This is a genomic window from Mesorhizobium sp. M1142 (genome assembly GCF_040318565.1).
Lineage (GTDB): Bacteria > Pseudomonadota > Alphaproteobacteria > Rhizobiales > Rhizobiaceae > Mesorhizobium.
On the sequence record NZ_JAMYMK010000014.1, the window covers coordinates 116,013 to 142,314 of the forward strand.

Here is a 26,302-nt window from a genome sequence, read left to right on the forward strand (position 1 = left end):
CGGCATGGCTGGACGCCACTTTCGCATCGGAGAAGATTCCGCTAGGTCGAGCGCATGGACGTTGTGACCAAGGCGGAAGTCGACAAGGTTGAGCGGGTCGCGCTCGACGCCAACCCTATACGCCCGCGCGACGCCGCGACGCTGATCCTGCTCGACCGCAAGGGCGACGAAATCCTGGTGCTGATGGGCCGCCGCCACGCCCGTCATGCCTTCATGCCGGGAAAATTCGTGTTTCCGGGCGGCCGCACCGATCCGGCCGACAGCCACATCCGGACAGCCACCGCACTTCATCCCGACGAAGAAGCGAGATTGACCGCTGGCATCGGCCGCACCAGCCCGGCCCGCGCCCGCGCCATTGCCCTGTCGGCAATCCGCGAAACCTATGAGGAGGCCGGCCTGCTGATCGGCCAAAAAGGGGGCTTCGCAACCGCCAAGCGCGACTGGCAGGGCTTTGTCGAGCACGGCGTTATTCCATCACTGCAAGCGCTGCGCTTCGTCGCACGCGCCATCACCCCGCCCAACCGGGTGCGCCGGTTCGATACGCGCTTTCTCGCCGCATGGCGCGACGATGTCGCCGTGGAACTGCCGGATGGCGGTCCGACCAACGAATTGGAGGACGTCGTTTGGCTGCCGCTGGCCAAGGCCAGGCAAGCAGATATCCCAGACATCACGCGCACGGTGCTGGAGGGACTGGAAACCCGCCTCGCCCAGGATCCGCTGCTGAGCCCCGGCGGTCGCGTGCCGTTCTACCGGCTTGTCCGCAATCGCTTCGTCCGCGAAATTCTCTAGAGCAGCCAGGCATTCCATGACAGTCGACATCCAGCCGCAGGGCAAGGAACGCGTACACTGGCTGCCGATGGTCGCGGCGATCTCGTCGATCAGCGTCGTCGGCATTGCCATCGGGCTCGGCATGCCGCTGCTCAGCGTGATCCTTGAAACGCGCGGCCACTCCGCGTCGATGATAGGCCTTAACACCGCGGTCGCCGGCCTCGCCTCGATCGCCGGCGCGCCGCTCGCCACTCCGCTTGCCATGCGGTTCGGGGTCGCCTGGACAATGCTTGCCATGATTGCGGCCGGAGCGCTGGCCTTTGTCGGTTTCCATTTCGCGCCAGCTTTCTGGATGTGGTTTCCGCTGCGGGTCCTGCTGCATATCGCGCTGACGGTGCTGTTCATCCTGTCGGAATTCTGGATCAGCACCTCGGCGCCGCCACACCGGCGCGGACTGGTCCTCGGCATCTATGCCACCGTGCTGTCTCTCGGCTTTGCCGCCGGGCCTTGGCTGTTCGCCCACCTTGGCAGCAGCGGTTTCCTCCCTTTCGGCGTCACCATCGCACTGGTTACGCTGGCTGCCATACCGGTTCTGGCGGCACGCAACGAGAGCCCGACGATCGTCTCGGACGGCGAAACCAGCAATTTCCTGCGTTATATCTGGCTGGTGCCGACGGCGACCGCCGCCGTGCTGGTGTTCGGCGCGGTCGAGACCGGCGGCTTTGCGCTGTTCCCCGTCTATGGTAGCCGCATCGGCTACTCAGAGGCGGACGCAGCCCTTTTGCTCACCATGATCGGCCTCGGCAACGTGCTGTTGCAGATCCCGATCGGCATGATCAGCGACCGCGTCAGCGACCGCCGCTATTTGCTGATGGCTTGTGCCACCGTCGGGCTTGCCGGCACAATCTTCATGCCGTTCTTCGCGCAGAACTGGCATATGATGGCAGCGCTTCTGTTCGTCTGGGGCGGTGTGGTCGCTGCCATGTACACAATCGGCCTGGCGCATCTCGGCTCGCAGCTTTCCGGCCATGAATTGGCCTCCGCCAACGCCGCCTTCGTGCTCTGCTACGGCGTCGGCATGGTGCTTGGCCCGCAGGCAATCGGCATCGGCATGGACGCTTTCGGGCCGTCGGGCTTCGGTTGGGCGCTCGGCCTGTTCTTCGCCTGCTATATCGTGCTGGTCGGCACCAGGCTGCTCCGCAAAATCCTCTGAGTCGGTCCAGCTTCCGACATCGCTCCCACTGCTGACCAACTACTGACATAACCATGTCAGGAGGGCTCGAGTATATGCTCCCCCAAAGTGCATAAGCAGGGAGACCTCGGATGATCGATAGTGGCTTTGAAACGAAATCGCTGCGGATGGAATTGCTGCTGCTGGTGACCTTTCAGGCACCGGCAGCTGATGTCGATCGCATCATGGAAGCGGTGGTCGCGATCGCGCCGCTCAGAATGGGCAAATATGACAGCAATGCCTTTCAGTCGGCGGACGGCATCGAACGCTACCGGCCGCTTGAAGGTGCCGCCGCCGGCGCCGAGACGGAATTGCGCAGGCGGCCTGGGACTGTCGAGGTGTCGTTCGAACTGCCCGATGATCAGAAGCTCGCCGCTCGCGTCGTCGAAGCGATTTACCAGGTTCACAGCTGTCAGGAGCCGGTGATCCGCATTCAGCCACTGCTTGCCAGCCGCTCCAAGGGTCTCGATGACCGCGCCAACCCGAACCGCTGGTGGAACACGACGGGCGATTGGAAGAAGGTGTTGCCAGTCACGGAAGACGCATGAGCCTGGACAAGGGTTGACTTTCCGGGCGCGTTCTTTATGTGTCGCGGCAAGTTTCCCGCGTCCGGGTGTTTCCCGTGCTCCAGCGGCCAAAACTCCACGAACATTAACGGACGAACATCATGGCCAAAGCCGCAAACATCAAGATCAAGCTTCTGTCGACCGCCGACACCGGTTTCTTCTACGTGACCAGCAAGAACAGCCGCACCAAGACGGACAAGCTGTCGTTCCGCAAATACGACCCGGTCGCCAAGAAGCACGTCGAATTCAAGGAAACCAAGATCAAGTAATCGGGTTTCTCTCGCAGTACTGAAACGCCGCCTTCCGGGCGGCGTTTTTCGTTTCGGGAATTCAGGACTAGAGCATTTTGCAGCCAAATGGAATCATTTGGCGTCCGCATAAATGCGGCAAAACAGATAGTTAGAGCGAGTTACCGGTTCCAAGAGAACCGGAACCGCTCTAGTCGATGCGATCGCCGCTTGCCGGATCGAACAGATGCAGCGACGCCGGATCAGCCGACAGGCGCACGCCTTCACCCGGTTTCACGCTGGCCCGGCCCATGGCAAACACGCAGACCTGCTGGCCGGCAAGCCTGGTATAGAACTGGGTCGATAAGCCGAGCGGCTCCACCACGCCCACCTTGCCTTTCAGCGCGCCATTGTCGGCGAGCCGGATATGCTCGGGCCGCAAGCCTACGGTGATCGCATCGCCATCCCTGAGCGGCAGGCCGTCGGGCAGCCTCAGCTTCTGGCCGTCGGCCAGGATGGCATCCGGCCCGGCTCCCTTTTCAACCACGGCAGGCAGAAAATTCATGCCGGGCGAGCCGATGAACCCGGCGACGAACATGTTGACCGGCCGGTCGTACAGATCGAGCGGCGCGCCGACCTGCTGGACGAGGCCGTCATGCATGACGACGATACGGTCGGCCATTGTCATCGCTTCGGTCTGGTCATGGGTGACATAGACCGAAGTGGTCTTCAATTGCTGGTGCAGCGCCTTTATCTCGGCACGCATGTGGACGCGCAGCTTGGCGTCGAGGTTCGAAAGCGGCTCGTCGAAGAGAAAGACCTTCGGGTCGCGCACGATGGCCCGCCCCATGGCGACGCGCTGGCGCTGGCCGCCGGACAATTGCCGCGGCAGGCGTTGCAGAAGGGCATCGAGCCCGAGCCGCTTGGCGGCGGCGTCCACCCTTGCTTCGATAGCTGGCTTGCCGGCCTTCCTCAACATCAGGCTGAAGCCCATGTTCTTCGACACGTCCATATGCGGATAGAGCGCGTATGACTGAAACACCATGGCGATGTCGCGGTCCTTTGGCGCGATGTCGTTAACCAGGCGCTCGCCAATATGGATCTCGCCGCCGGAGACCTCCTCCAGCCCGGCGATCATGCGCAGCAGGGTCGATTTCCCGCAGCCGGACGGGCCGACCAGGACCACGAACTCGCCGTCGGCGATTTCGAGATCGACCGCGTGCAGGACGCGCACGGCTCCATAGTCTTTGCGGACTTTGTCGAGTGTGACGGAGGCCATCGATCTATCCCTTGACGGCGCCGGCGGTAAGGCCGGTGACGAGGTAACGTTGCAGGAAGGCAAAGAAGACGCAGACGGGGATCAGCGCCAGGATGGAAGCCGCCATCATTTGTCCCCAGTCGACCGCGAATTTGCCGATATAGGTGAGCAAGCCGACCGCGAAAGTCTTCTGCTCGTCGCTGGAAATCAGCATCAGCGCAAACAGCAACTCGCTCCACGCGGCGGTAAAGACGAAGCCAAGCGTCGCCCCCATGCCGGGCAGCGTCAGCGGCACGATCACCTTGCGCATCGCCTGCAGGCGCGTGCAGCCGTCGATCATCGCTGCCTCTTCCAGGTCTCGCGGGATGCCGTCGAAGAACGACTGCATCAGGAAGGTTGCAAAGGCTGTATTGAAGGCGGTGTAGATGATGACGAGGCCGGTCAGGCTGTTGATGAGACCGATCTGCCCCATGATGCGGTAGATCGGCGGAATGACCATGACCAGCGGAAAAGTCTGGGTGAGCAAAAGCAGGATAGCCAGGGTCGCCTTGCCGCGGAACGAAAAACGCGACATGGCGTACCCGGCAAGCGTGGCAATGACCGTTACGAAGGCGGCCGTCGACACCGAAACGATAACGCTGTTTAGGAAATAGCGCGGAAAATCGGTGGCTTCGAGCACGGTGACGAAGTTCTGCAGCGTCGTTTGCGACGGCCAGAAAGTGATGCCTTCGGAATAGAGCAGCCGCTCCGGCGTGACCGAGATCTTCAACGTCCAGAAGATCGGGAACAGCGCGAAGGCCATGTAGGCTCCGATCGCGCCGTAAAGGCCGATGCCGCCGAGAACGCGCGAGGAGACGGAGCGTCCGGCAATCATCAGACGTGCCTTACCAGCGAACGGCGGATGCCGATCAGCGCAACCGCATAGACGATGAGCAGCACAAGCAGCAGCACCGCCACAGCGGAGGCATAGCCCTTGTCCAGCGACTTGAACGCGCTGACCTAGATATAGACCGGCACCGTGGCCGTCGAACCGGCAGGCCCGCCTTCAGTCATGACGAAGATCAGGTCGGCGAAGGTGGCGACCCATATCGTGCGCAGCATGACGGTAATGACGATGGTTGGCGCCAGGAACGGCAGCGTCACCTTGGTAAAGCGTTGCCACGGCGAGGCGCCGTCGATGGCCGCCGCCTCATGCAGTTCTGACGGGATCGACTTCAACGCCGCCAAAAGCGTGATGGCAAAAAAGGGAATGCCGAACCAGACATTGGCGACGATCGGTCCCCACATGGCTGTCGAGGGATCGGAGAGCACGTTGGTCGGCTCGGTTTTCAGCCCCGAGGCGTAGAGCCAATGCGGCAGCGGCCCGATGATCGGGTTGAACAGCCAGGCCCAGGTCAGGCCCGAGAGGAAGGACGGCACCGCCCAGGGCAGGAACACCACCGCCTGCACGATCTTTCTGCCCCGGAACGGCGTGTCGAGCAGCAGCGCCAGGCCAAGTCCGAGGAAGAACTGGAAGAACAGGCTGGCTGCCGTCCACCACAGCGTGTTGACGAGCGCCTGCCCGAGCACGGGATCCGACAGCATCGCCTGATACTGCCCAAGTCCGACATATTCGGATTTGAAAGCGGAGAATTTGCGGAACGAGTAACCGATACCGATAACCAGCGGCACCAGCAGCACGACGACCAGCAGCACGATCGCCGGGCTGAGATAGAGCCAGGGCTCGATTGCGGCATGGGATAGCCGCTTTTTTCGCGGCCTGCCGACGGATCGCATTTCGGACACGGCGTAGGTCATGGGTGCTGGATTGTCTCCTGGGGCAAGCATGGGCTGGCGACAGCGCCTTCCCGTTTACGGGGAGATGCCGGTCCACCCTCCGCCGCTGCAGCGCAGCTGCTGCGGAGGACGGGCAGGCAGATGAGAGGCACCACGAGCCACGACGGGTTGGCGCCGCCCCTCATCTGTCACTTTTTGACACCTTCTCCGCGTGAACGGGGAGAAGGGAGGAAAGCTATTTCTTGTTCTTGGCCATCCAGTCCTGCTGTTCCTTGGTCAGGAACTTGGCCCATTCGTCGGCCACGTCCTTTGCCGCCTTCTGACCAAGCAGCACTTCCTGAAAATTCTTGATCGCCACCTGGTCGACGAAATTGCCGAGATTTTCCAGATGCGTCGGAGGCGTCACCATCTCGTATTTGTCGCCGTTGTTCAGTTCCTCGAACCAGCCTTTGAACTGCTCGGTCCTGAAGTGAGCGTCCTGGTCGGCGCCGTTGTGGATTGGAATGACGCCGACTTCCTTTGCCCATTCCAGATTGTCCTTGGGCGACAAAAGCGTTGCCATCAGCTTCCAGGCATCGTCCTTGTGCTGGGAATTGGCGAACATCGCCCAGCCGGCATAACCGAGCGTCGGATAGGATCTGCCGCTCGGACCGACTGGCATCGGCGCCACGGCGAAGTCGTCGGCGCTCATCTTGTCGGCGATGCCGAGCAGCGCGTCGGGATCCTGGTTCAGCATGGCGCAGGTGCCGCTATAGAACCCGGTGACGGTCTCGTTGAAACCCCAGCTCACCGCGTCTTTCGGCGCCAGGCCGTTCTTGTACATGTCGGCGAGCATCTGCAGGCCCTTGACCGACCCTTCCTCGTTGATGGTCGAGGTGCCGTCCTCGTTGAAATAGCCGCCCTTGCCCGCGGCAATGTTCATGAACATGTGCATGCCGTTGAAGGCGCCAGGGCCGCCGCGCAGGCAGTAGCCGTATTTGCCCGGTATTGCCGAGATTTTTTTGGAGTCCTCGACGAATTCATCGAGCGTTGCCGGCGGACCGTCCAGACCGGCCTCCTTGAACAGCTTCTTGTTCCAGAACAGCGCGTTCAGGTAATAGCCGTAAGGGATCATGTACTGCTTGTTGTCGACCGTCGAGCCGAACTGCTTGGCACGCTCGCCCAGCGTTTTGGCATCGTCCCATTTGGCCATATATGGCCCGAGATCCTCGAGCTGGCCGTTGGTCGCATAGAGGCCCATCCAGCGTTCCGGCATCTCGACGATGTCGGGCGTGTCGCCGGCCTGCACCATGGTAAGGAACTTCTCGAACGCCTGGCCCCAGGGCAGCGATACCAGCTCGACCTTGACCCCCGGATTGGCCGCCTCGAACTCGGCGATCTGTTTCTTGAGGAATTCGGTACGCGGCGGGCTGGTGATGACCTCGACCATCTTGACCGTGGAATCGGCCAGCACGCTGCCGGCGGAAATCGCCAGACCTGCGACGGCACCAAGAAGGATGCTCAGTTTTTTCATGTTCAGCACTCCCATTTTGAACGGCTCCATTTATCTTTTTGCTTTGTCGAACGCCTGGGCAACGTCAGCCCACAGGCCTTCGACACTTTCCAATCCGACACTGAACCGGATGGTTCGCGGGCTGACGCCGAAGCGCGCCATCGAATTCAGGCCCGGCGTCTGCTCGAGCGAGGCCTTTGCTGGAACGACCAGGCTCTCATGGCCGCCCCAGCTGACGCCGATGCGAAAGAGTTTCAGCGCATCGACGAAAGCCGGGATGTCGACGTCTTCCGTCACCTCGAATGAGAACAGCCCGGCATAGCCGGCAAGCGTCGCCTTGCCCGGATGGTTGGAATAGGCCGGGTGGTTGACCCGCTCGACATGGCCATGCGCTTTCAGCCGTTCGGCGATGGTCAGCCCGCTCTTCATGTGATGCGGCAACCGCAGCGGCAATGTGCGCAGCCCGCGCAGCAACAGCCAGGCCTCGAAAGGCGAAAGTTTGCCGCCGAGGTAGGAATAGGTCTGCTCGTTGATATGGCGGATATGGGCAGCCGAACCGGCCACCACACCGGCGACGGTATCGCTGTGGCCGCCGAGATATTTCGAGGCCGAATGCAGCACCAGGTCGACACCGTGCGAAATCGGCTTCTGGAACACCGGCGTCGCCCAGGAATTGTCGATCGTGGTGACGATGCCCTGCTCTTTGGCCAGCCGCGCCAGGTGGGTTATGTCCTGGAGCTCGAACATCATCGACGTCGGGCTTTCCAGGTAGAGCAGCTTGGCGCCGGGGAGTGCCGCGGCGACCGCGTCCGGATCGGAACCGTCGACATAGTCGACCTTGATGTTGAGCCGTGGCAAAAGCCGTTCGAACAGCCGGTAGGCATCGCCGTAGCAATTGCGCACGACAACCATGCGCTCGCCGGCACCGACGAAAGCAAGCACCGTGGCGCCGATCGCCGCCATGCCGCTGGAAAAGCCGCGCGCGGCCTCCGCGCCTTCGAGAGCGGCGACACGCGCCTCGAACTCCATGACCGTCGGGTTGTCGCCGCGCGAATAGATCGGCTGGCGTCGCCTGCCGGCGAATGTATCGGCCATCTCCGAATAATTGGAGAAGGTGAAGAGCGAAGTCTGGTAGATCGGCGGCACCACGGCACCGCCGGGGAAAGGTTCGTCATGGGCGAGAAGCGTCGCCGCCTCGGCGAGATAGTCGTTTTCGAAACCGGCGGGATGATCGCTCATTTCTGGCCTGAAAGTTCGAGTTTGGCCGCGCCGCGCTTCAGATCGTCCTCGACGGTGGCGATCAGCTTGAGCGCCTCGGCCCGGGCCCCCTCCGGATCGTGCGCGGCAATGCGTTCGTAGATGGTGCGGTGGTAAGGAAAGCTGGCGTGGCCGAAATCACGCACGCCGAGCGGATGCTCCCAGAAACGGTGGAACAGTTCGTGCATGGCGGCGATGATCTGCTCGAAGAGCGGATTGCCGGAACTGCGGTAGATCGACTGGTGGAATTCCCAGTCCTCCTCCGCCGACATCCCTGCGCGGGTGTGGAAGGCCTGCTCCATAATGTCGAGCTTGCGCGCGATCTCGGCGATCTCGGCCTGGTCCGCGCGAACGGCGCACAGGGCGGCGGCTTCCGCTTCCAGTGCCCGGCGGATTTCCAGCGTCTGCATCAGGCTGGTGAAATCATTGCCGCCGGCCAGCGTCAGCGGCATGTGCAGCATGTCCAGCGAGACCACTCCCTTGAGATAGGTGCCGCTGCCTTGCCGCCGTTCGACCAGGCCGAGCCCTTCCCAGCGCGTCAGCGCCTCGCGCACGGTGTTGCGGCTCACCTTGAGGCGCTCGGCCAGGATGCGTTCGGTCGGCAGTCTCTGGCCGGGCCCGAGAGCTTCCCGCATTACAAAGCCGGCCAGCGCCTTCAGCACCGCGTCGTCGCGAGCAGTTGCCTGTATGGGGGAAAGGCCGAATTCGGTCATGCCAACGGGTCACCAAATGGCTCAATGGTCCAACCAATTTCTGCATAGAAGACAGGCCCTGTCAACCGACTGCGGGCGCATACGCTCTGCCCAGCCGGCTATTTCAAAGGGCGCTGTCGCTGTCGCAACAAAACCAAAGCGTTTTCCGGGTCTTGGTGCAGAATCCTGATGTGTTTTGAAAATTGGGGGCCGGCCGGCGTTTGGCAGCGGTACGAGGAGGCCACTATGTGCCAGCGCCGGCCAGCCGACCCCACGGACCCAGGAGATGCGGCGGACCTGAGCATCATGGGGTATTCTTTCGGTCGAACCGGCGATCTAGACCTCGTGCCGGTTACGTCTAAGGGCTGCACATTTGCGCAACAACTTATGAAAATCAACAGTTTCTTAACCAAGCCTCGCAACTCGCTTGGATTAAGGTAAATTCGTAACCTTGTCGGGTTGACTGGCTAATTCGTCCATGGTGCTACGCCGCCTTGGCGACGACGCGATTGCGGCCGCCGCTCTTGGCCTCATAGAGCGCAAGGTCGGCGCGTTTCATCAGCGCCGCGACCGTGTCCATGCCTTTCAGCACCGACGACACGCCGACGCTGACGGTGACTTCGATCGCTTTGCCCTCGCTGCCAACGGCAAACGGCAGTTGGGCGATTTCGGCGCGAATGCGTTCGGCTACCTTTTCGGCTACCGCGCCGTCCGTGTCCGGCATCACCACCACGAACTCCTCGCCACCGAAGCGGCAGGCTAGATCGATGCCGCGCACGTTCTTGCGCAGCCGCCGCGCGAATTCGCGCAGCACGTCGTCGCCGCCGTCATGGCCATGCGCGTCGTTGATGCTCTTGAAGCGGTCCAGATCGGTGATCATCACCGACAGCGGCCGGCGCCGTGCCACGGCGCGGTCGAACAGCGTCTGCAGATGGCTGTCGAGATAGCGGCGGTTGTGCAGACCGGTCAGGGCATCGGTCACCGCCATCTCGATGGTCTGGGTGACACTGGCGCGAAGCTGGTCGTTGTAGCGCTTGCGGCGCACCTGCGTACGCAGCCGCGCCGTCAGCTCCTGCTGGTCGATCGGCCGCATCAGATAATCGTTGATGCCGAGTTCGAGGCCGCGGATGATACGCCCCTCCTCGCCCTCGTCCGCCAGAAGGATGATCGGCAGGAAACGGGTGCGATCAAGCGAGCGCAATTGCGAGCAGAGCCTAAGCGGGTCGAAATCGGCGAAGGCCGTCGAGATCATCACGCATTCGTAGGGCAGCTCGGCGGCCTGGAAGAAGCCGGCATGCGGATCGTTGGCGACGTCGAGAGCGGCACTGCCGCGCAGCATCTTCTGGATGCGCTCGAACGAGGATTTGCGCTCGTCGACCAGCAGCACCTTCGGCACCGCGTCATCGGTAGCGAAGTTGCGGCTCAAAAGCTCCTCGATGCCGATATTGCGTGTCGTCGAGGCGCGCAGCCGCAGCTCATCGGTCAGCGACTTCAGCCTGACCAGGCTCTTCACGCGCGTCATCAGCTGCAGATCGTTGACAGGCTTGGTCAAAAAATCGTCGGCGCCGGCCTCGAGGCCGCGCACCCGGTCCGAAACCTGGTCGAGCGCGGTGATCATCACGACCGGGATGTGCGATGTCGCCGGGTCGCCCTTCAGCCGCCGGCAGACCTCGAACCCGTCCATGTCGGGCATCATCACGTCGAGCAGCACGACATCGACCTTGCCGTTCTCGCAGATCTCGATCGCGTCCGGCCCGTTGGTGGCGGTCAGAACCTCGAAATATTCGGCGAGCAGCCGAACCTCCAGCAGCCTGACATTGGCTGGGATGTCGTCGACGACGAGGATCCGCGCGGTCATTTCACAAAGCTCCGGCTCGGCTGGAAAAATACATCAGGCATCGCCCAGGTAGGATTTGATGGTTTCGATGAAACGCGGCACCGAGATCGGCTTGGAGATATATGCCTCGCAGCCACCCTGGCGAATGCGCTCCTCGTCCCCGTTCATGGCGAAGGCGGTGACCGCAATGACCGGGATGACGTGGAGATCATCGTCCTCCTTCAGCCATTTGGTGACCTCGAGGCCCGATACTTCCGGCAGCTGGATGTCCATCAGTATGAGGTCCGGCCTGTGCTGCCGCGCCAGATCCAGCGCTTCGAGGCCGTTACGTGTGCGCACCGTCTCGTAGCCGCTCGCTTCGATGAGGTCGCGAAAGAGCTTCATGTTGAGCTCGTTGTCTTCGACGATCATAACCTTCTTTGGCATCGATTTCCCGTCCCGGCTGACCTTCCACTCGAAGGGTGCCGTCATGCGCCCCTTGTCGGCACGCACCAAACCTGTTCCCACTATACGGCAATATGATTGACGAAACGGAAACCGGCCGCCCTAAAAGCTTTCGGATTCCAGGTCGGCGAGCTTGCTGCCGGCGACACTTGCCACTACTGCGAAAACAGAACGATTCCGCCCACGAAGGAAGGTAGCGATGGCAAACGCAGCGTCAATGCGCGAGGAAGCGGAAACCATTGCCGTAAAGGCGCTGGGCTTCGTCGCCGCCGATCCGGAACTTCTGCCCCGCTTCCTGGCGATCACCGGCATCGAAGCTCATTCCATCCGCCAGGCGGCGGGTGAACCGGGATTCCTGGCCGGCGTGCTGCAGTTCATCCTTGCCCACGAGCCGACGCTGATGCGTTTTTCCGAGGAGACCGGAACGCCGCCCGCCGCAGTCGGCAAGGCATTGCGGGCGCTGCCGCTCGGCGACGACAATCACGAGCATTCGATATAAGCGGCGATCCCGAGACTGCGGGCAGATCGAAGAACCTGCCGCAGACGACGGCCACTGCTGGTGCTTTACGGCGTTGCCTCTTCCCCACTGTCGTCAGTCCCGACGGAGTCGGCCGGCTTCAGCATGGCGCCGTTGACCGTCACCGAACCGTCGGCTTTGGTGTTGATCACCCATTCCAGCCGGCCGTCCGGCAGCGTCTTGCCAAACCCTTTGATCGCCAGCGCGCCGCTAAAATACTGCGCGGCCTGCGGGTCTGTCTTCGCCGCCGTCTGCAAGGTCTCCACGATTTTTTCGTATCCGGTGATGTCGAGGGTTACATTTGCCATCGGCGTCGCCCCTGGAAACGTCATCTCGCCCTCCAGCACGATCTCGATGCCGCCGTTCTTCACCGTGCTGTGCCCGATGACGAATTTCGGCGTCTTGGCCATGAAATCGGCCTTGATCTGATCGCCAAAGTCGGCCGGCAGCGGCGGTTTGTTGTTCAGGTCAAAGGCTTCGATGGCCTTCTTAGTCATACTGTCGAGATCGATATTGGCGCCGCCGAAATTCAGGTCGATGTCGGTGGGCAACAGCGCGGCACTCCAGCTCGGCAGCACGTTTCGAGGTATCGTCAGCCCTGCCGCTCTGATTGCATAGTTGATCGTCCCGTTCTGCGCGATGCCGTCGCTCCCGAAACTGGTGCCCAGTTCCGCCGCGCCGAAACGTCCGACGGGGCTGTCCACGGCGAAATCCTTGAACCCGTAGGTTCCGTCGATCCGCTCCCATAGCGGCAATGCGGCGAGCAGCAGCGATTTGAGTTGCGCCTGATTGCCTTTGAGCTTGGCCTCGTCCTCATTGGCCACTGCAAATGCCAGAAGATCGAGAAGCGGCTTTGTTCGTATGCCTTTGCCGGTCGCATTGACCGACAGTCCCGGCGACGTGATTGCGAGCGGGAATTTCAGCCCGCTATTGGGGTCGTCAAAGTCGATCGCTTCGGCAAAAACCGCTATCGTCTGCGTCATGGTGAAGTCGGCGCCGCCATTCACCGCCTTGGCGGCGCTCATGGTGGCCGTACCGGGGCCGGTGCTCACTTTCACGCGTTGCATGGCGTCCCGGGAGTCCATCGTCATGCCGGTCATCGATGTAGTGGCGCTGGCGAAAGCCGCCAACTCGGGATCATAGACGCCGGCGAACTTGCCGCCTGCGATTGCTAACTGGGTGCTCTGCGGCCCTTGCGGCCCCTCGACCTCGAAGGAAGCGCTGGTCGACATGTCCGCCGAGACGTCCCATTTCCCATCCCTGCGCGGTTTGGCAAGGAGGGCATAGGGCGCCAAGTTGAATTTCGCGAAATTCTGCTTCGGCAACATCCCGGCAAGCGCCTTGAAGTCGAAGGCGATCTTATAGGCGTCGCCCTCAAGCGAAACCTTTGCGACACCCTTGTCGATTGCCTGGCTGCCGACATAGCGGGCCAGATTCTCGGAAAGCTGCTTCGCGCCCTGCTCATCAACGGTTTGGCCGAAGGCGGGTGCGCTGAGCGCGAGCACAAAGACGACTGGCAGGACACGGTTCACGCTCATTCTCCGTTGGGCCATTGGAATTATCTGCACTTTCTCATTTCGTAGGAAATTACCACCCCAACCGCAAGGCGAGGCGGCGCGACCCGAATGGCCTGCGGCATTGCCTAAAGCACCAGCCGCACCAGCGGTCGGCCTGGCTTGCGTTCGACCAACCGCTGGAACCCGGCCTTTTCGAAGACCCGCGACGAGCCGACGAACAGCCCTATCGACCGCGAATCCTTCGACAGGTCGATGGGGCAGGCCTCGATCAGGCGCGCGCCGTTCTGGCGGGCGAACTCGATGCCGCCTTGGACCAGGCGGTGCGACAGGCCCCTGCCGCGTGCCTTGGTGCGGATGAAGAAGCAGGAGATCGCCCAGACGCCCGGATCGGCGGCGTCGGCGGGGTCGATCGGCGCCGACCCCCTGCCCTGGTTGTTCCATTCGGGCACGTCGCCACGCGGGCCGATCTGCATCCAGCCGACCGCCTGGCCACCCTCGAAAGCCAACAGGCCGGGCGGCGGCCCGGCCTCGATTCGCGCCTTGATGTGGTCCTTGTTGCGCTCGCGATTGCTCGCGCGGCGCACCGCAGGCGCTAACCGGAAATGCGTACACCAGCAGCCGTAACAGGCGCCCTGCTTGCCGAAAAGATCCTCGAAATCCGCCCAAAGCTCAGGCACTAGCGGCGCTATGGTCGTATTCATGAGCTCTCTCCCGGCCCACCGCCTTGTCGTGGCGTCCGTCCTGACGTACCATTGCATTTGTTCTCTTTATGTTCGCAGCGATGGCGGCTCCTGTCAACAACCCCGAACACGGTTTTTGCCGCGACTGCCTGAATTTTCAGCGCAGCGAGGCACGCCGTTGCGAGCGCTGCGGCAGTCCAAGGCTCGCGCGCCATCCGGAGCTCTACCGGTTGCGCCTTGCCCATATCGACTGCGACGCGTTCTACGCGGCGGTCGAAAAGCGCGACAACCCGGCGTTGAAGGACCGGCCATTGATCATCGGCGGCGGCAAGCGTGGCGTCGTATCCACCGCCTGCTACATCGCCCGGATCCATGGCGTTCGCTCGGCAATGCCGATGTTCAAGGCGCTCGAAGCCTGTCCCGAAGCGGTGGTCCTCCCGCCGGACATGGAAAAATACGTGCGCGTCGGCCGCGAGGTGCGCGCCATGATGCAGGCGCTGACGCCGCTGGTCGAGCCGCTCTCGATCGACGAGGCCTTTCTCGACCTCGCCGGCACCGAGCGCTTGCATGGCCTGCCGCCTGCGGTGGTGCTGGCGCGCTTCGCACTCGGCGTGGAAAAGGAGATCGGCATCACCGTTTCGGCCGGCCTTTCCTACTGCAAGTTCCTGGCCAAGGTGGCGTCGGACTTCCGCAAGCCGCGCGGCTTTTCGGTGATCGGCGAGGCCGAGGCTATCGGCTTCCTGGCCGAGCAGCCGGTGACGCTGATCTGGGGGTCGGCAAGGCCTTTGCCGCCACGCTCGAGCGCGACGGCATCCGCACCATCGGCCAGTTGCAGCGCATGGAACGTGGCGATCTGATGCGCCGCTACGGCGTCATGGGCGACCGGCTCTACCGGCTTTCGCGCGGCGAGGACGACCGTCGCGTCGTTCCCGACCAGGACGCGAAAAGCGTCTCGGCGGAAACCACTTTCGATACCGACATCGCCTCCGTCGACGAACTGGTTTCGGTGCTGAGGGCGCTGTCGGAAAAAGTCTCGGCCCGGCTGAAGAAATCCGGCATTGCCGGACGCACCGTCGTCCTCAAGCTGAAGACCCAGGATTTCAAGATCCGCACGCGCAATCGCCAACTCGGCGATCCGACCCGGCTGGCCGACCGCATCTTTCAGACCGGGCTCGAGCTGCTGCGCAAGGAAGCGGATGGCACGAAATACCGGCTGCTCGGCATTGGCGTCAGCGATCTCTCCGACGATGACCGGGCGGACCCGCCCGACCTGGTCGACGTCCAGTCACGCAAGCGCGCCATGGCCGAAGGCGCCATCGACACGCTGCGCGGCAAGTTCGGCCGCAGGGCGGTGGAAACCGGCTATACCTTCGGCAAGGGCCGCGATGCCCATCCGCCCGAACCGGTCGAGGAGTGATAGTCAGGTGCGCCGCAGATCGATCCTGCTGGTCACCACACTCTTGCCGGTTTTCGGATCGGTATCGACGACGGTCAGCCGCATGCCGTCCTCGCCGGTTTTCTCAACAGTCATTTGCGCCCTGCGGTCGCCATTGACCTCCTTGGCCCAACGAATGCCGAGATTGATTGCGTTGCCGGAGCGGCTGCCGCTCAATTGCGCCGGCCCGGTGCGCGATCCGACATAGGTGCCGGTGTATTTCGTCCCGCTCGATTTGAGATCGGCGCTGATGGCGCGCGTCACCACGATAAGACCGCGGCAGCTGCCGTCGAGCGATAGCGAGATCGATGTTGCGTCGGAATTGAAATGACAGGAGACATTCACCGTCGGCGCATCGGTGGTGACCTTGACGGTGCCTTTGCCGGCGAAATTCCCCTGGAATGAGCGAAGAAAATCCGGATCGTCGGCATGCGCTGCGCCGGCCCCGGCCGTCAGGCACCCGGCAAGTACAAATCGTGCAAGTGATTTCATCGGACCGCTCCTCGTTGGTATCCAAAACACAGCACGCAAACACTGAGGGACCAACGCTTCCCTCAGCAGCGGGTTCCGACTTCAACATCACTGTTTGCAACGCTTCACGGCTGGCCCAGTCGAATGCGTCGGCTAGCGGTTGCGATGAAAGCGCCGGCTTGCGACATAGCGCCCATGACACCCGCACCCTCGATCCCCAAGGCCGCGTTCTGGATGGCGCTGTCGATCGCCTCGTTCCTGGCGATGTCGGTGGCCGGCCGCGCCACGACGGCAGAACTCAACGTCTTCCAGGTGCTCGAGCTGCGCTCGGTGATCGGCTTTTTCATCCTGCTGCCGCTGGTCATGATGTCAGGCGGTTTTCCGGCGATGCGCACCGGACGCCCGTTGGCCCATCTCGCCCGCAACGTCGTCCATTATACCGGCCAGGCTGCCTGGCTTTATGCCTTGACGCTGATCCCGCTTGCGGTGCTGATCTCGATCGAATTCACGACGCCGATCTGGACTGCGCTGCTGGCGGTAGCTTTCCTCGGCGAAAGGCTCTCCCGGCCAAGGCTGGCGGCGATCGTGCTGGGGCTGATCGGCGTGGTGATCATCGTGCGTCCGGGCGTCGGCGCGGTGAATCCGGGGCATGTTATCGTGCTGGGAGCAGCGGTCTGCTTCGGCGTCTCGGTGGTTCTCGTCAAGTCGCTGACGCGGACGGACAGCGTCGTGCGCATCATCTTCTGGATGCTGATCATCCAGTCGGTGCTTGGCCTCGTCCCGGCGCTGTACGAATGGCGCAACCCGTCGCTCGAGCTCTGGCCGTGGATCCTGCTGATCGCGTTTACCGGCATGTCGTCGCATTTCTGCATGGCCCGCGCACTTGTCTATGCCGATGCGACGGTCATCTCGCCAATGGACTTTTTGCGCGTACCGCTGTCGGCGATGATCGGATGGCTGCTTTATCACGAGCAGATCGACGCCTTCACCGCCGGGGGCGCCCTGCTGATCCTGCTTGGCAATCTGCTCAACCTGCAGAAAAAAGCCGCCAAACCTGCGGAAGTGGCGGCAGCGTAGCCCTGCGTTTCAATCGCCGTCGTCGGGTATGTTCAGAACGTGCCCACAGGCCTTGCAATGAACGGCGTCGGGCTCGTGCCGCTGCAGCCCGCATTGCGGGCAAGGAAAGAACACCTTGGTGGGACGGAAGAGCGCCTGTGCAAGCCGGACGAACAGCGATATGCCAATGATCATGGTGGCGATCGCGGTGAGCTTGCCGGCCACACCGGGCAGGACGATGTCACCGAAACCGGTCGTGGTGACCGTGGCGACCGTGAAATACAGCGCATCGACATAGCCCTCGAGACCACCCACGGTGCGGAAGAAGAAGGTGTAGACGAAACCCGTGATGACAAAGAGGAATGTCAGGAAATTGATGACCGCACGGCTCGCCTCGCGCCATCGCCTGAAGCCGCGCATCTCGAGAAATCGCCACAGCGCGCCGCTACGCGACAGCGACCACAGCCGCAGGATGCGCAAAAAACCGAGATTGGCCAGCGCCGTAGGCATCAGCAGAGTCAGCAGGATGAAGGCATCAATCCACGACGCCGGCTGTTTCATCAGGCGCAGCATGTCGTTGGAGGCAAGCAGCCGGGCAATCATGTCGGCGGCGACAAGTGCTGCCACGGAGTAGTCCAGCCAGAGGAACGAAGACGACTTCTGGATCACCGGCGTGGCGATGAAAAAGGCAATGATGGCAAGGTCGATGACAACGGCCGCAAGCTGAAACCGGAACGCCGCCGCTGTGCGCCCGTGATACAGCTTGCGCAACATGTCGCGCAGCCGGGCCAAGGCTGAAATATCTTGGGCTCCGTTCTTGTCAGCTACCTTCATGACGATCGCGATAGCCTTCGCTGCGACGGCCGTCCATTCGACAAGGCAGGCGGAAGCTTGCGCCATCCGACCGATCCCGGCGGTTGCGGCAAATGGCTTCAGCCGCGATCAAACCGGCCTTGCCTCTAGAACGCTGATGCGTGGCCCCGCCTGGATGATCTCGGTCACCTCGAAGCCACCCTTTGCCAGCAGCGACTTGAATTCATCGGCCGTCCGCTCCTGGCCATCGGGCGCGACCAGCATGTTGAGGTCGGAGAATTTGGCATTCGCCCCCTGATTGGGCGGCTCAAGCACGGCCTCAAAAACCAGCAACTTGCCGCCCGCACGGATCGCCTGGCGACAGTTTTGCAGGATCGCGACGTTGGTCTCGTCGTCCCAGTCATGCAAAATCCATTTGAGCAGCAGCGCGTCGGCCGCCACGGGCAGCTCGGCAAAGAAATCGCCTCCGACGATCTCACAGCGATCGGCGACACCTTTCGCCGCCAGCACCGAGGCGGCCGGCGCTACCACATGCGGCTGGTCGAAAAGGATGCCGCGGCTGCCCGGGGTCGCGGCCAGGACTTCGGCAAGCAGCGCGCCCTGGCCACCGCCGACGTCCATGATGACCGGAAACGACGAAAAATCATACGCCGCCAGGATGGCTGCCGCCACGCCGCGCGAATTCGCTGCCATGGCGCGATCGAAGATAGCGGACTCCTCTGGATGCTCTGCCCGGTATTCCCAGACGCCCTTGCCATGCGCGTGGCGAAATGCGTTCGTGCCGGTTTGGATGCTGTAGAGCAGTTCGCTCCACGCTTGCCGGTAATAGGGTCTTCCGACGAAGGCGGCCCAGGGTGCAGCGGAAAACTCAGCATCGGAGCGCAAGGCGCCGCCAAGCGGCGTTAGCGAGAACTGCCCGTCCTCTGCCTCGTGAAATATGCCGACCGCCGCAAGCGCCCGCAGCAACCGATAGAGCGCGCGCGGATGTGTGTCGGTCAGGCTTGCCAGATCTGCTGCCGAGCGCTTGCCGTCCTTGATGTGGTCGGCGATGCCGAGCGTCGCGGCGACCGAGATCGCCTGCGAGACGCGGTACCCGTTGACCATCCGTGTTAGTTCGAAAGCGGCTGCGCGTTCATCCATGGCGCCCCCCAATCGCCAAAACCCGAAGGTTTCGGTATTTTAAACCAGCTCCACTTCAACCACGCCCGGCACCGCGCGCATGGCTGACGCGATCTGAGGCGAGATACGATAACGACTGGGCAATTCGATCTCGACCTCCCCCTGGCCGTCATCCTTTATCAGCACAAAGCTTACCTGTCCCTCGCCCTTGACGGCAAGCTGGCCGGCAAGCGTGCCGATCGGTGCTGCGTCGCGCACGAAGATGCGTAGCGCTTTCTGGATGCGGCTTGCCTCGTCCTCCAGCGACTGCACGGTCTGGATGCGCAGATTGACGCCTTCCGGCCTGTCCTCGGCCGAAACGGTGATGACCACCGAGCGGCCGGGCTCGAGCAGGTCGCGATATTGCGCCAGTCCCTCGGAAAACAGCACCGCTTCATACTGGCCGGACGTGTCGGAAAACTGCACGACGCCCATCTTGTTGCCGGTGCGCGTCTTGCGTTCCTGCTTGGTGGTCACCGTCCCGGCGAGCCGGCCGGCGGCCGCACCGCGTTTGACGGCGGCCGAGAATTCGGCCCAGGTCTGCACCCGCATTTTCTGCAGCGCCGCCTTGTATTCGTCGAGCGGATGCGCCGAGAGATAGAACCCGACCACCTGGAACTCGCGGTGCAGGCGGTCGGCCGCGAGCCAGGGGTCGGTCGCCGGCAAGTTGAGTGCCTGCGACTGTGCGCCCAGCGAGGCGCCAAAGATGTCGTGCTGGCCGGTGACGGCATTCTGCTGCGCCAAGGACGCCAGCCCCATCATCCGCTCGACGCCGGCCATCATCGCCGCCCGGTCGAGACCGAAGCAGTCGAGCGCGCCGGCCATGATCAGGCTCTCGAAGACGCGTTTGCCAACGATCTTCGGATCGACCCTTTCGCAGAAATCGGCGAGGCTCTTGAACGGTTTTTCGCCGCGCGTGGCGACGATGTGCTCGACTGCGGCGTCGCCGACGCCCTTGAGCGCGGCCAACGAATAGAAGATGCGGTTCTCGCCGACCTCGAAATCCCGGAACGACGTCATCACCGACGGCGCCACCACCTCGATGCCGAGGCGCAGCGCATCCTGGCGGAAATCGGCGAGCTTGTCCGTATTGCCCATGTCGAGCGTCATCGATGCCGCCAGGAATTCGACGGGGTAATGCGCCTTCAGATAGGCGGTCTGGTAGGAGACGACGGCATAGGCGGCGGCATGCGATTTGTTGAAACCGTAGTCGGCAAACTTTGCCAGCAGGTCGAAGATGAAGTCGGCTTGCGGCTTGCCGACGCCGCGCTCGACCGCGCCCGAAACAAAGCGCTCGCGCTGCTTGTCCATCTCGGCGCGGATCTTCTTGCCCATGGCGCGGCGCAGCAGATCGGCTTCGCCCAGCGAATAGCCGGAGAGCTCCTGCGCAATCTGCATCACCTGTTCCTGGTAGACGATGACGCCTTGCGTCTCCTTGACGAGATGGTCGATCTTCGGGTGGATCGACGCCATCTCCTCCTCGCCGTGCTTTCTGGCGTTGTAGGTCGGGATGTTCTCCATCGGCCCCGGCCGGTAGAGCGCAACGAGCGCGATAATGTCCTCGATACAGTCGGGCCGCATGCCGATCAGCGCCTTGCGCATGCCGGCACTTTCCACCTGGAACACGCCGACCACTTCGCCGCGCGACAGCATGGCGTAGGTTTCTGGGTCGTCGAGCGGAATGTGGGCGAGATCGATCTCGATGGCGCGGCGGCGGATCAGCTTGACCGCCCTGTCCAGCACCGTCAGCGTCTTCAGGCCAAGAAAGTCGAATTTCACCAGCCCGGCCTGCTCGACATACTTCATGTTGAACTGGGTGACCGGCATGTCCGAGCGCGGATCGCGGTACATCGGCACCAGTTCCGACAGCGGCCGGTCGCCGATGACGATGCCGGCGGCATGAGTCGAGGCGTGTCGGTACAGACCTTCCAGCTTCTGCGCCGTGTCGAGCAGCGTCTGTACGATCGGCTCGCGCTCGGCCTCCTCGGCAAAGCGCGGCTCGTTGGCGATGGCGTCGGCGAGCTTGACCGGATTGGCCGGGTTCGACGGCACCATCTTGCTCAGCTTGTCGACCTGCCCGTAAGGCATCTGCAGCACGCGGCCGACGTCGCGCAGCACGGCGCGCGCCTGCAGGGTACCGAAGGTGATGATCTGGCCGACCTGGTCGCGGCCGTATCTCTGCTGGACGTAGCGGATGACCTCCTCGCGCCGGTCCTGGCAGAAGTCGATGTCGAAGTCGGGCATCGACACGCGATCGGGATTGAGGAAGCGCTCGAACAGCAGCGAAAAACGCAGCGGATCGATGTCGGTGATGGTCGTCGAATACGCGACCAGCGAGCCGGCGCCTGATCCGCGGCCCGGGCCGACTGGAATGCCTTGCGCCTTGGCCCATTTGATGAAGTCGGCAACGATCAGGAAATAGCCGGGATATTTCATCTTCTCGATGACCCCGAGCTCGAAATCCAGCCTCTCGCGATATTGCTCGACTGTATAGCCGGGCGTCGGCCCGTGCGCCGCCAGCCGCGCCTCCAGCCCTTCATGCGCCTGCCTGGCAAGCTCCTGCGCCTCCGCCTTGACCGCCGCATCGGCGTCGGCGACATCGCGGCCGGCAAAGCGCGGCAGGATCGGGTTTCGTGTCTTCGGATAGTAGGAGCAGCGCAGTGCGATCTCGACCGTGTTGTCGATTGCTTCCGGCAGGTCGGCGAACAGCCTCGCCATGTCGGCCTGGCTTCTCAGGAAATTGTCGGGCGACAGGCGGCGGCGATTATCGGCCGCAACCACGGAACCTTCGGCGATGGCGATCAGCGCGTCATGCGCCTCATAGTCTTCACGAGAGAAGAAAAACGCTTCGTTGGTGGCAACCAGCGGCAGATCGTGGCGGTAGGCGAGATCGACCGACGACTGCTCGATGGCGCGGTCGTAGCCGGAGACCCGTTCCAGTTCGACATAGAGCCGGTCGCCGAACAGGCCCTTGAGCGCCAGCAGCCGGGTCTCGGCTAGTTCACGGCGGTCCTCTTTCAAGGCATTGCCGATCGGACCGCGCGGCCCGCCGGTAAGGCAGATCAGACCGTCGGAATTTCCCTGCAGCATCTCGCTCGTCAGATGCACCGCCTCGCCGGGCGGTGTCTCGAGGTAGACGCGGCTGACCAGCCTGACCAGATTGCCGTAGCCGGCCTCGGTGGCGGCGATCAGCACCACCGGCCGCATCTCCGGCCCCTGCCGCCTGCGGTCGCGCTGGCTGTCGTTCGCCTCACCGGAAAAGGCGAGGTCGATCTGGCAGCCGATGATCGGCTGGATGCCGTCCTTCACTGCCTTTTGCGCGAATTCCAGCGCACCGAACAGGTTGTTAGTGTCGGTGACGGCGATTGCCGGGCATTCGTCCTGCACCGCATGGCCGACGATCTTGCCGAGCTGCAAGGCACCTTCGAGCAGCGAATAGGCCGAATGCACGCGCAGATGAATGAACCGACGCGCCGCCGCCTCTGCCCGCGACGCCTTTGCATAGGCCTCGCGCAGCAAGGGATCGCGTGGAAGTCTCTCATCCGTCATGGTTTTTTCGCGCCGCCTCACAGGGACTCAGTCGATCAAGATGTATTGTCCGGCAGCAGATAACATGAGTCCAGCAGAAGCGATTGGAGCTTTGGACGTTTAGAGCAACCGCCGAAGCTGCCGATCTCCCCCCTCGTGGGGGAGATGTCCGGCAGGACAGAGAGGGGCGCCGCCAACCTCAGGCCGGAAACACAAAACCCGCCACAGCGGGCGGGTCGTTGGAGCCATTTAGCACCATATCCAAATTACTAGCATAGCTGCCGGCACAAAGCAAGAACAAAATACGTTGTGAGGCAAAAAAAGCGAATTCCGCACGCCCCTCGCCTTGTCCCTCCTCAAGCGAGCGTGCTCAACCAATTGCAAGGTCGCGTTCCTTCGCTCCCCCTCCGTCCCGCCAACCTCAAGCAGATTACAGCCTCACGCGAATTCCATGATCACCGCATCGACGGCAAGGCTGTCGCCGGGCTTGGCGTTGAGCTTCGAGACGATGAGGTCGCGCTCGGCGCGCAGCACGTTCTCCATCTTCATCGCTTCGACCACGGCAAGCGTCTCGCCGGCCTTGACCTCCTGCCCCTCGGCAACAGCGATCGATACGACAAGGCCGGGCATCGGGCAAAGCAGCATCTTGGAGGTATCCGGCGCCACTTTTTCTGGCATCAGCCTTTCGAGCTCGGCAGTGCGCGGCAGCATGGCGCGGGCTGTCACCGAAATGCCTTTCCAGGCGATGCGGAACCCGTTCAGCACCGGCCTGACTTGCGCCGCGACCTTGCGGCCGCCGACCGTGCCGCGCCAGATGAGATCGCCCGGCCGCCAGTCGGATGCCACGGTCAGTGCCTTGCCACCGTCGATTGTGAGGTCGAGCTCCATCGGAATGGAAATCATCCCTTCGACGATGGCGACCGAAAGATAGTCCGGGCCGATCTTCACCACCCAATCGCGTTTCAAGGCGCCGGAATGCGGCGCCAGCCGCCCGCCCAGCCGGTCGAGCCGATCGCGGCGCAGCAGTTCCACCGCGGTGGCAATCGCGGCCAGCACCGCTTTCTCCTCGGCGTCTGGCACAATGGGCGCGAAGCCGTCGGGATACTCCTCGGCGATGAACCCGGTCGATATCTGACCTTCTCGCCAGCGCGGATGCTGCATCAGCGCCGCCAGGAACGGTATGTTGTGCTCGATGCCGTCGACGACGAAACTGTCCAGCGCTTCCGACATGGCGTCGATCGCCACCAGCCGCGTTGGCGCCCAGGTGCACAGCTTGGCGACCATCGGGTCATAGAACATCGAGATTTCCGAGCCTTCGGTGACACCGGTATCGTTGCGGATAACGATGTCGCCGAACTTTCCTTCCTCGGGCGGCCGATACTTCGTCAGCCGGCCGATCGACGGCAGAAAATTGCGATAAGGATCTTCGGCATAGAGGCGGCTTTCCACCGCCCAGCCGTTCAGCCTGACGTCGCTCTGCTTGATGGCGAGCTTTTCGCCGGCTGCCACGCGGATCATCTGCTCGACCAGGTCGATGCCGGTGACCAGTTCCGTCACCGGATGCTCGACCTGCAGCCGCGTGTTCATTTCCAGAAAATAGAAGTTCTTGTCGCTGTCGACGATGAACTCGACCGTGCCGGCGCTCTGGTAGTCGACGGCCTTGGCCAGCGCCACCGACTGCTCGCCCATGGCTTTGCGGGTCTTGGCGTCGAGGAACGGCGACGGCGCCTCCTCTACGATCTTTTGGTTGCGGCGCTGGATCGAGCATTCGCGCTCGCCGAGATAGAGCGTGCTGCCATGCGCGTCGGCGAGCACCTGGATTTCGATATGGCGCGGATCGACGATGAACTTTTCGATGAAGACGCGGTCATCGCCGAACGAGCTTTTGGCCTCCGACCGCGCCCGGTCGAAGCCGTCGCGCACCTCTGCCTTGCTCCAGGCGATGCGCATGCCCTTGCCGCCGCCGCCGGCCGAGGCCTTGATCATCACGGGATAGCCGATTTCGCCGGCTATTCTTTCGGCATGGGCGGCGTTTTCGACGACGCCGAGCCAGCCGGGCACCGTCGACACCTTGGCCGCATTGGCGAACTTCTTCGATTCGATCTTGTCGCCCATCGCCTTGATGGCCTTGGGCTTCGGGCCAATGAAGACGATGCCTTCCTGCCCCAACGTTTCGCAGAAGGATGCCCGCTCGGACAGGAAACCGTAGCCGGGATGCACGGCCTCTGCTCCTGTGGCCTTGCAGGCGGCGATGATCTTTTCCGCGACCAGATAACTTTGCGCGGCCGGCGAAGGCCCGATATGCACCGCCTCGTCGGCCATTTCGACATGCACGGCGTCGCGGTCGGCATCGGAATAGACCGCGACGGTGACGATGCCCATCTTGCGCGCCGTCTTGATCACGCGGCAGGCGATCTCGCCACGGTTGGCGACCAGGATCTTTGTGAACATGCAGGCCTCGTCCCTCGGCTGCCCTTTTTTACGGGCTTCCCGTTTTATGGGCTTCAGAAGGGCGGTCAAGGCAAAGTCGGAGCCTATCCCGGATGTAGATCGGCGAGCGCTGACGAAAATCCGGGGTCGGAACGTCGCTTCGTGCATAGCGCGGAGCTGAATGGTAAGTTAAATCTAGCTTGGATTGCAGACTGTCTTGGGAGGATTGCCTGATGAAAACGCGCGCCGCTGTCGCCGTCGCCGCCGGAAAGCCGCTGGAGATCATGGAGGTCGACCTCGAGGGTCCTCGCGATGGCGAGGTGCTGGTCGAGATCAAGGCAACCGGCATCTGCCACACCGACGAGTTCACGCTGTCGGGCGCCGACCCCGAAGGCCTGTTTCCGGCGATCCTCGGCCATGAGGGCGCCGGCATCGTCGTCGATATCGGCAAGGGCGTCACTTCGGTCAGGAAGGGCGACCATGTCATCCCGCTCTATACGCCGGAATGCCGGCAGTGCCCGTCCTGCCTGTCGCGCAAGACCAATCTGTGCACCGCCATCCGTGCCACGCAGGGACAGGGCCTGATGCCCGACGGCACCTCGCGCTTCTCGATCGGCAAGGACAGGCTGTTCCACTATATGGGCTGCTCGACCTTTTCCAACTTCACCGTGCTGCCCGAGATCGCGGTGGCCAAGGTCGATGCCGACGCGCCCTTCGACAAGATCTGCTACATCGGCTGCGGCGTCACCACCGGCATCGGCGCTGTGATCAACACGGCCAAGGTCGAGCAAGGCGCGACGGCGGTTGTGTTCGGCCTCGGCGGCATCGGCCTCAACGTCATCCAGGGCCTGCGGCTTGCCGGCGCCGACATGATCATCGGCGTCGATCTGAACAACGACAGACGAGAATGGGGCGAGAAATTCGGCATGACGCATTTCGTCAATCCGAAGGAGATCGATGGCGACATCGTGGCCCATCTCGTCAACATGACCAAGCGCGGCGCCGACCAGATCGGCGGCGCCGACTACACCTTCGACTGCACCGGCAACACCAAGGTCATGCGGCAGGCGCTTGAAGCGTCGCATCGCGGCTGGGGCAAGTCGGTCGTCATCGGCGTTGCCGGCGCCGGCCAGGAGATCTCGACGCGGC

21 protein-coding genes and 2 pseudogenes are annotated in these 26,302 nt (G+C 62.7%); 8 read left to right on the top strand and 15 right to left on the bottom strand.

Annotation, left to right across the window (positions count from 1 at the left end):
• The first annotated feature begins 54 nt into the window (after positions 1 to 54).
• From NKH42_RS22085 to rpmG, 4 genes are all read left to right on the top strand, one after another.
• Positions 55 to 789 (top strand): NUDIX hydrolase, encoded by a 735-nt coding sequence (locus NKH42_RS22085; protein WP_352691094.1) that lies wholly within the window; start codon positions 55 to 57, stop codon positions 787 to 789.
• 16 nt (positions 790 to 805) lie between these two features.
• Positions 806 to 1,981 (top strand): MFS transporter, encoded by a 1,176-nt coding sequence (locus NKH42_RS22090; RefSeq protein ID WP_352508826.1) that lies wholly within the window; start codon positions 806 to 808, stop codon positions 1,979 to 1,981.
• 110 nt (positions 1,982 to 2,091) lie between these two features.
• Positions 2,092 to 2,547: a hypothetical protein gene (locus NKH42_RS22095; protein WP_352508827.1), complete on the top strand. Its 456-nt coding sequence runs from the start codon at positions 2,092 to 2,094 to the stop codon at positions 2,545 to 2,547.
• Between the two features lie 119 nt (positions 2,548 to 2,666).
• A complete protein-coding gene (gene rpmG / locus NKH42_RS22100; protein ID WP_006201775.1) occupies positions 2,667 to 2,834 on the top strand; it encodes a 50S ribosomal protein L33 in 168 nt (55 codons plus the stop codon).
• 169 nt (positions 2,835 to 3,003) lie between these two features.
• Here rpmG and NKH42_RS22105 read toward each other — a convergent pair whose 3' ends face one another.
• The 8 genes and pseudogenes from NKH42_RS22105 to NKH42_RS22140 form a co-directional block, all read right to left on the bottom strand.
• On the bottom strand, positions 3,004 to 4,071 hold the full coding sequence (locus NKH42_RS22105; protein WP_352508828.1) for an ABC transporter ATP-binding protein: 1,068 nt from the start codon (positions 4,069 to 4,071) through the stop codon (positions 3,004 to 3,006).
• Between the two features lie 4 nt (positions 4,072 to 4,075).
• The gene (locus tag NKH42_RS22110; RefSeq protein WP_352508829.1) at positions 4,076 to 4,924 is read right to left on the bottom strand and encodes a carbohydrate ABC transporter permease; all 849 of its coding nucleotides are present in this window, start codon (positions 4,922 to 4,924) and stop codon (positions 4,076 to 4,078) included.
• Positions 4,924 to 5,847: pseudogene (locus NKH42_RS22115) on the bottom strand (carbohydrate ABC transporter permease). The gene NKH42_RS22110 and the pseudogene NKH42_RS22115 overlap by 1 nt, the downstream one beginning before the upstream one ends.
• Before the next feature lie 214 nt (positions 5,848 to 6,061).
• Complete coding sequence (locus NKH42_RS22120; protein ID WP_352508831.1) at positions 6,062 to 7,339, bottom strand: ABC transporter substrate-binding protein; 1,278 nt, start codon at positions 7,337 to 7,339, stop codon at positions 6,062 to 6,064.
• A gap of 30 nt (positions 7,340 to 7,369) precedes the next feature.
• A complete protein-coding gene (locus tag NKH42_RS22125) occupies positions 7,370 to 8,557 on the bottom strand; it encodes a PLP-dependent transferase (protein WP_352508832.1) in 1,188 nt (395 codons plus the stop codon).
• Entirely contained in the window at positions 8,554 to 9,288 is a 735-nt protein-coding gene (locus tag NKH42_RS22130) for a FadR/GntR family transcriptional regulator (protein ID WP_352508833.1), read from the bottom strand. The genes NKH42_RS22125 and NKH42_RS22130 overlap by 4 nt, the downstream gene beginning before the upstream one ends.
• 463 nt (positions 9,289 to 9,751) lie before the next feature.
• On the bottom strand, positions 9,752 to 11,125 hold the full coding sequence (locus NKH42_RS22135; protein WP_352508834.1) for a PleD family two-component system response regulator: 1,374 nt from the start codon (positions 11,123 to 11,125) through the stop codon (positions 9,752 to 9,754).
• Between the two features lie 33 nt (positions 11,126 to 11,158).
• Positions 11,159 to 11,575, bottom strand: coding sequence for a response regulator (locus NKH42_RS22140; protein WP_502906429.1), 417 nt, complete (start codon positions 11,573 to 11,575; stop codon positions 11,159 to 11,161).
• Between the two features lie 172 nt (positions 11,576 to 11,747).
• Between NKH42_RS22140 and NKH42_RS22145 the strand changes: the two genes are divergently transcribed.
• On the top strand, positions 11,748 to 12,047 hold the full coding sequence (locus NKH42_RS22145) for a DUF3572 domain-containing protein (protein WP_352448688.1): 300 nt from the start codon (positions 11,748 to 11,750) through the stop codon (positions 12,045 to 12,047).
• Positions 12,048 to 12,112: 65 nt separating this feature from the next.
• Here NKH42_RS22145 and NKH42_RS22150 read toward each other — a convergent pair whose 3' ends face one another.
• Both NKH42_RS22150 and NKH42_RS22155 read right to left on the bottom strand, forming a co-directional pair.
• The gene (locus NKH42_RS22150) at positions 12,113 to 13,603 is read right to left on the bottom strand and encodes a hypothetical protein (RefSeq protein ID WP_352508836.1); all 1,491 of its coding nucleotides are present in this window, start codon (positions 13,601 to 13,603) and stop codon (positions 12,113 to 12,115) included.
• A gap of 104 nt (positions 13,604 to 13,707) precedes the next feature.
• Positions 13,708 to 14,283: a GNAT family N-acetyltransferase gene (locus NKH42_RS22155; protein ID WP_352974424.1), complete on the bottom strand. Its 576-nt coding sequence runs from the start codon at positions 14,281 to 14,283 to the stop codon at positions 13,708 to 13,710.
• A 68-nt stretch (positions 14,284 to 14,351) separates the two neighbouring features.
• On the opposite strand from NKH42_RS22155, the pseudogene NKH42_RS22160 reads away from it, so the two are divergent.
• Positions 14,352 to 15,679 (top strand): annotated as a pseudogene (locus tag NKH42_RS22160) (DNA polymerase IV).
• Positions 15,680 to 15,682: 3 nt separating this feature from the next.
• On the opposite strand, the gene NKH42_RS22165 reads toward NKH42_RS22160, so the two are convergent.
• Positions 15,683 to 16,189 carry a hypothetical protein gene (locus NKH42_RS22165; protein ID WP_352508839.1) on the bottom strand — a complete coding sequence of 169 codons (507 nt, stop codon included), beginning with the start codon at positions 16,187 to 16,189 and terminating at the stop codon, positions 15,683 to 15,685.
• 174 nt (positions 16,190 to 16,363) lie between these two features.
• Here NKH42_RS22165 and NKH42_RS22170 point away from each other — a divergent pair, with 174 nt between their 5' ends.
• Positions 16,364 to 17,245 (top strand): DMT family transporter, encoded by an 882-nt coding sequence (locus NKH42_RS22170; protein WP_352508840.1) that lies wholly within the window; start codon positions 16,364 to 16,366, stop codon positions 17,243 to 17,245.
• A gap of 9 nt (positions 17,246 to 17,254) precedes the next feature.
• On the opposite strand, the gene NKH42_RS22175 is transcribed toward NKH42_RS22170, so the two are convergent.
• From NKH42_RS22175 to NKH42_RS22190, 4 genes are all read right to left on the bottom strand, one after another.
• Positions 17,255 to 18,058 (bottom strand): ion channel, encoded by an 804-nt coding sequence (locus NKH42_RS22175; RefSeq protein WP_352508845.1) that lies wholly within the window; start codon positions 18,056 to 18,058, stop codon positions 17,255 to 17,257.
• Between the two features lie 108 nt (positions 18,059 to 18,166).
• The gene (locus tag NKH42_RS22180; protein WP_352508841.1) at positions 18,167 to 19,177 is read right to left on the bottom strand and encodes a methyltransferase; all 1,011 of its coding nucleotides are present in this window, start codon (positions 19,175 to 19,177) and stop codon (positions 18,167 to 18,169) included.
• Between the two features lie 39 nt (positions 19,178 to 19,216).
• Complete coding sequence (dnaE, locus tag NKH42_RS22185; protein ID WP_352508842.1) at positions 19,217 to 22,744, bottom strand: DNA polymerase III subunit alpha; 3,528 nt, start codon at positions 22,742 to 22,744, stop codon at positions 19,217 to 19,219.
• A 417-nt stretch (positions 22,745 to 23,161) separates the two neighbouring features.
• Positions 23,162 to 25,174 carry an acetyl-CoA carboxylase biotin carboxylase subunit gene (locus tag NKH42_RS22190; RefSeq protein WP_352753143.1) on the bottom strand — a complete coding sequence of 671 codons (2,013 nt, stop codon included), beginning with the start codon at positions 25,172 to 25,174 and terminating at the stop codon, positions 23,162 to 23,164.
• 212 nt (positions 25,175 to 25,386) lie between these two features.
• On the opposite strand from NKH42_RS22190, the gene NKH42_RS22195 reads away from it, so the two are divergent.
• The coding region (locus tag NKH42_RS22195) for an alcohol dehydrogenase catalytic domain-containing protein (protein ID WP_352974426.1) at positions 25,387 to 26,302 on the top strand (916 nt) is incomplete at its 3' end.

Bases quoted from the DNA above. Each gene is read 5' to 3' on its own strand.
- NKH42_RS22145 (WP_352448688.1), top strand. From the start codon at position 11,748: ATGGCAAACGCAGCGTCAATGCGCGAGGAAGCGGAAACCATTGCCGTA.
- NKH42_RS22105 (WP_352508828.1), bottom strand. From the start codon at position 4,071: ATGGCCTCCGTCACACTCGACAAAGTCCGCAAAGACTATGGAGCCGTG.
- NKH42_RS22095 (WP_352508827.1), top strand. From the start codon at position 2,092: ATGATCGATAGTGGCTTTGAAACGAAATCGCTGCGGATGGAATTGCTG.
- NKH42_RS22130 (WP_352508833.1), bottom strand. From the start codon at position 9,288: ATGACCGAATTCGGCCTTTCCCCCATACAGGCAACTGCTCGCGACGAC.
- NKH42_RS22110 (WP_352508829.1), bottom strand. From the start codon at position 4,924: ATGATTGCCGGACGCTCCGTCTCCTCGCGCGTTCTCGGCGGCATCGGC.
- NKH42_RS22135 (WP_352508834.1), bottom strand. From the start codon at position 11,125: ATGACCGCGCGGATCCTCGTCGTCGACGACATCCCAGCCAATGTCAGG.
- NKH42_RS22120 (WP_352508831.1), bottom strand. From the start codon at position 7,339: ATGAAAAAACTGAGCATCCTTCTTGGTGCCGTCGCAGGTCTGGCGATT.
- NKH42_RS22165 (WP_352508839.1), bottom strand. From the start codon at position 16,189: ATGAAATCACTTGCACGATTTGTACTTGCCGGGTGCCTGACGGCCGGG.
- NKH42_RS22170 (WP_352508840.1), top strand. From the start codon at position 16,364: ATGACACCCGCACCCTCGATCCCCAAGGCCGCGTTCTGGATGGCGCTG.
- NKH42_RS22190 (WP_352753143.1), bottom strand. From the start codon at position 25,174: ATGTTCACAAAGATCCTGGTCGCCAACCGTGGCGAGATCGCCTGCCGC.
- NKH42_RS22140 (WP_502906429.1), bottom strand. From the start codon at position 11,575: ATGACGGCACCCTTCGAGTGGAAGGTCAGCCGGGACGGGAAATCGATG.
- dnaE (WP_352508842.1), bottom strand. From the start codon at position 22,744: ATGACGGATGAGAGACTTCCACGCGATCCCTTGCTGCGCGAGGCCTAT.
- NKH42_RS22085 (WP_352691094.1), top strand. From the start codon at position 55: ATGGACGTTGTGACCAAGGCGGAAGTCGACAAGGTTGAGCGGGTCGCG.
- NKH42_RS22090 (WP_352508826.1), top strand. From the start codon at position 806: ATGACAGTCGACATCCAGCCGCAGGGCAAGGAACGCGTACACTGGCTG.
- NKH42_RS22180 (WP_352508841.1), bottom strand. From the start codon at position 19,177: ATGGATGAACGCGCAGCCGCTTTCGAACTAACACGGATGGTCAACGGG.
- rpmG (WP_006201775.1), top strand. From the start codon at position 2,667: ATGGCCAAAGCCGCAAACATCAAGATCAAGCTTCTGTCGACCGCCGAC.
- NKH42_RS22150 (WP_352508836.1), bottom strand. From the start codon at position 13,603: ATGAGCGTGAACCGTGTCCTGCCAGTCGTCTTTGTGCTCGCGCTCAGC.
- NKH42_RS22125 (WP_352508832.1), bottom strand. From the start codon at position 8,557: ATGAGCGATCATCCCGCCGGTTTCGAAAACGACTATCTCGCCGAGGCG.
- NKH42_RS22175 (WP_352508845.1), bottom strand. From the start codon at position 18,058: ATGAAGGTAGCTGACAAGAACGGAGCCCAAGATATTTCAGCCTTGGCC.
- NKH42_RS22155 (WP_352974424.1), bottom strand. From the start codon at position 14,283: ATGAATACGACCATAGCGCCGCTAGTGCCTGAGCTTTGGGCGGATTTC.